This window comes from Arsenophonus nasoniae DSM 15247 (assembly GCF_000429565.1).
Taxonomy (GTDB): Bacteria; Pseudomonadota; Gammaproteobacteria; order Enterobacterales; family Enterobacteriaceae; genus Arsenophonus; species Arsenophonus nasoniae.
Genome location: NZ_AUCC01000147.1, coordinates 1 through 4,326, shown reverse-complemented (window position 1 = coordinate 4,326; position 4,326 = coordinate 1). Strand labels below are relative to the sequence as shown.

Here is a 4,326-nt window from a genome sequence, read left to right as displayed (position 1 = left end):
TGGTGTCTTTACCATTAACCGTGGCCGTTACGGCATAAGAGCCGGCTTTTTTACTGGTTATCTTGGCGGTTGCTTTACCATCTGCGTCGGTTTTACCTGTTACCGGCCCAATAGTTGCCCCGGCGCTAACCGTAAAGGTAACGTCAATATTAGATACCCGATTACCTTCGCTATCCGTTACCGTGGCCGTCACCACATTTTCGGCTTTTCCATTTGCTGGGGAGTTATCCGGATCAATTACCAAATTGGCCTCGGTAATTTCTGCCGTGTAAGTATTTGCGATAAAAGTAAGATCTGCTTCAGATTTGCTATTATTTGCAGCTGCTGTAATCTTAACACTTTCAGCTTTAGTATTGGTGACGCTGAAAAAAGCATCACCATTAACGTCCGTTAAGATTTCATCTTTTTTGGGTATAGCATTATTATTAGCAGTAAAGCCTACATAAATACCAGAAACTTTGTTCCCATACTCATCAATAACTACTGCTTTTACTTTGTTTTGGTTTTTACCGTTAGCCACCTGATTATTAATGATAATTTCTAGTTTTCCTGCTCTTATTGTGGCTGTTTCTTTATTTGCCTTAAATTTAATTTTCGCATTTTTACTATTACCATTATCCATCAGTGCAGTAATCCAACCTTCACCAGCAGCTTTACTACTAACATTAATAGATGCTTTGCCGTGACTATCTGTTTTTACGATTAATTTTTTATTATCAGTATCATTACCGGAGAATAATGTCACACCTGATTGTCCGTTTGACAAATTAAGACCACTTATATTAAAAGCAATATTTTCATTCTTAAGTGGAGATCCATTCTTGTCATTAACAATCGCAATAACTGTATAATATTCAATATCATTTGCTAATAAAATCGACTGAGGGCTAATAGTCAGATCACCACTAAAATCATTTGTAGACCGATTAACCCTAATGATCGTTGTTGCCTTATTGGACTCATTGCCATTATTATCAGTCCCTATAGCACTAATATAATATTCCGCGGGGAGGTTGTTTTTTTCATTGAGACTGTTATAGATAGGAAAGGTTATGATCCCTTCTGTTTGTGAAATTTGCTTAAAATGTCCTTTATCTTCAATAAGTTTAGGATCAATAATCCATTTGATATTCTTTAAACCATATTTCGTCTTATTTACGGTAACATTAATCCGATGAGTATCTCTGGCTTCACCTACTATCTCCCGGGGTAAAAAGATATTCAATAAATCTTGTTTACGATATTGCATCACAATATCGTAATTTCGGTCAACAAAATCATATTTATTCCCAACTAAACTACGCATAACATCAACTGCATCAGGATTCAATTGTTGAGAAAGAGGCACGCCAAAACGATAATTCACATCTAAACTAATTTTTGTATCATTACGATCACCGATTGAACGTTCAGCTTTTAAAGTAAGTAATGGTATAGGGGTATAATTTAATCCCATTATCAACGATTGCGCATCATCCTTTAGATATTCGGGATTTACCCCTGTTCCAAGATGAATCCCTTTGCCAAAATATTTTTCATACTTAATACTACTACCCAACTGAGGGTATTTTGGTAAATAGGCTTCTGCGCGAACATCAAAACCGGTAGCAGGGCGCTCATCATAATCATCCATTACAGATATTTTTGATTGATGCCAGTCAGTTAATCCAAAATAACCATTAATTGCCAATTTTAGATAATCGATCCAGGCTTCACCCCCAACACCCAATCGAGCATTACCGCCCGTATAATCATAGTCATAAAAGGTATTAATTCCGAACATCCAATTTCGCCAATATTTTCGATATCCTAAACCCAGATTTATCGTATTTCTATCAGTATTGTTTCTGAGTCCTAATTGGGTAAACAAAAGATTATTGGGTTCATCAATAACAGGTAATAAAAAATCCCCAGAAATATTTTTATCTGAACTAAAAGAAATTCTTGCTTTTCCATACTGATTTAACCAATCATTAATTTGTTGGTTAACTAATCCTTGTCCTATGCTTTTAGCATAATTAATGGAATTATCGACGAAATTATCACTTGATAGAATATCACCCATTAATGTAAAAGATGAAGCAAATTTCTCTTCATTATTATTTTCTTCTGGTAAAATTTTAGTACTACCTAAATTTGGTAAATATTTTGTTATGTTTTCTACATTATCATTATTTTTTATATTCTCTGGGAATGAATCCTGATATCCATGCTTTTGTTCTACAATAGAATGATTATTTTTTCTATCATTGTCGATCAAAGACTGTATACCTGCTATTGTTTCAGCCATCTCTGCATTTTCAATAGCTTTTGCTACATGAGATAGAGGAAAAAATAAAATAGAGAACAACTGAAAAAACAATAAAAAATAAGCAGGGATTTTATTAAAATCACCTTGTTTTACTAACATAATATTTACCTAAAAAGGAATGAAATATTTCGTATTTATGTATTAAATAATAGATTTAATACATATTATAATAAATATTAGAAATAATATATATATATTTTTCATTAATTTTTTTGTAAGTTAATTTTATTATATAAAATAATAAGAAAAAATTAATATGTTAACTTATATTTTTTTAATTTAAAATTAATGTTATATTTGATAATTATTTTATTTAAAATAATAATATGTTTTTACATAAAATATGTCATTAATTAACAATAAAAACTATTAAGTTAAATATTTTAACAAAAAATAATTAAATATTATTTTTATATTTTGAAAAATAATGAACGAATCAGCCTACGGCTGCAAATCGATAACTTAAAATACTGTGGATTCACACAAACCAATTAAAACACGTTGTAGGCTATTCTGAGCGCATCTTAAATTTTAAACATATCTTCCCTATCCACCTTCACTTATCCATTAAAAATTCTTCACAGAGCGATTGAGTGAGTTTTATTAGGTGTATTGAGTATGAATGAAGGTTATATTAAGCCTATTGCTAAATAGTGGAATTAATTATAACTTACAAAAAAGTTAGGAATTGATGATAAAATAACCATACATTAAATTAAAAATAACCTATATTAGATTAATAAACATACTGATTTTGTGTTTTTTAGATGTATCTGAGTCGTTTTTATTTAAAGCCAATTAATTTCACTATTTAGCAATAGGCTTAATTAACGCAGGGATTATTGTATTAATTTCAATTATTTTATCTGTCGTAAAAGTAAATGACGTGAATTTATATACGTCATCTTTGGGATTGGCTAATGCCCTCTAGATTTTCACTGGGAGAAAATTCGATTATTTTAAAATAAAAATCCGTGTTGAACTAGCGGGCACAGCCTTATCAATGGCCGGCATCTTAAATCATTTCGTTAATTTCCTTATAACCCCAACAAATTAAGTTTATATTTATATATTACTGATAAGCAATTGATTATTATGTTTACTCATAAATTTAAAAACGCTCTTATCTAATAACACCTAAGACTTAGGTGTTTTTTTTATTTTTTAATATTACTTATATTTAAGTTAAATAAAATTTATTCAAATAAAAATACTTTGAACTTTAATTCCAACACTAGGGAAATATCGGAGCATAGTAATTTAATATCTTCATGTTTCTATTATTAATATAGATAGTCATTATTATAATTATAAATAGAGGAGAATAATATGTGGGTATTAATTTTTACTATGTTTTCAACTCCTTATTCAACAAATAACTTTGCCAGTATTCATACTCCGGAATTTAAAACGGAACAAGGTTGCCAGCTTGCAGCAAAGGAATTTAGAAATAATTTTGAGAATGAATCACTAAACTACCTTAAACCTGTTGCTAAATAGTGAAATTAATTGGCTTTAAACAAAAACGACTCAGATACATCTAAAAAACACAAAATCAGTATGTTTATTAATCTAATGTAGATTATTTTTAATTCAATGCATGGTTATTTTATCATCAATTCCTAACTTTTTTGCAAGTCATAATTAATTTCACTATTTAGCAACATGCTTAAGGATTTGACAGCCTAGAACGTAGCACGCTACGCGTGAGCGGCGCAGCTACGCTGCTTCGGGGGTTTTCATGATTTAAGTACTGTTTTATACTCTGCGATAGGTTAATTTTTTCAGGTATTCATCTCGATGGCTCGCAATAAATCTCCCCGCAAGCGTAAACCGGGTAAATCAGGCAGACCTACGGTGACTTCACGTGTTACATCACCTGTTTATCCGAAACGTTTTATGATCTCTCTCCCACCCGAAAGTGATGATGACAGACCGACTGAATTTTTTTATAACACCCCAAAAGAGGCCATACAGCATTGCGTCCGACTTGGCCCTCAATTTTTTCTCGACAC

The 4,326-nt window shown here is 31.2% G+C and carries 2 protein-coding genes and 1 pseudogene; 2 read left to right on the top strand and 1 reads right to left on the bottom strand.

Going from position 1 to position 4,326, the window contains the following annotated elements:
* The coding region (locus G468_RS0116400; RefSeq protein ID WP_026823963.1) for an inverse autotransporter beta domain-containing protein at window positions 1-2,410 on the bottom strand (2,410 nt) is incomplete at its 3' end.
* 1,230 nt (window positions 2,411-3,640) lie between these two features.
* On the opposite strand from G468_RS0116400, the gene G468_RS23990 reads away from it, so the two are divergent.
* Both G468_RS23990 and G468_RS23985 read left to right on the top strand, forming a co-directional pair.
* Complete coding sequence (locus tag G468_RS23990; protein ID WP_155847022.1) at window positions 3,641-3,811, top strand: hypothetical protein; 171 nt, start codon at window positions 3,641-3,643, stop codon at window positions 3,809-3,811.
* Window positions 3,812-4,111: 300 nt separating this feature from the next.
* Window positions 4,112-4,326, top strand: a pseudogene (locus G468_RS23985) (hypothetical protein); the annotation flags it as partial.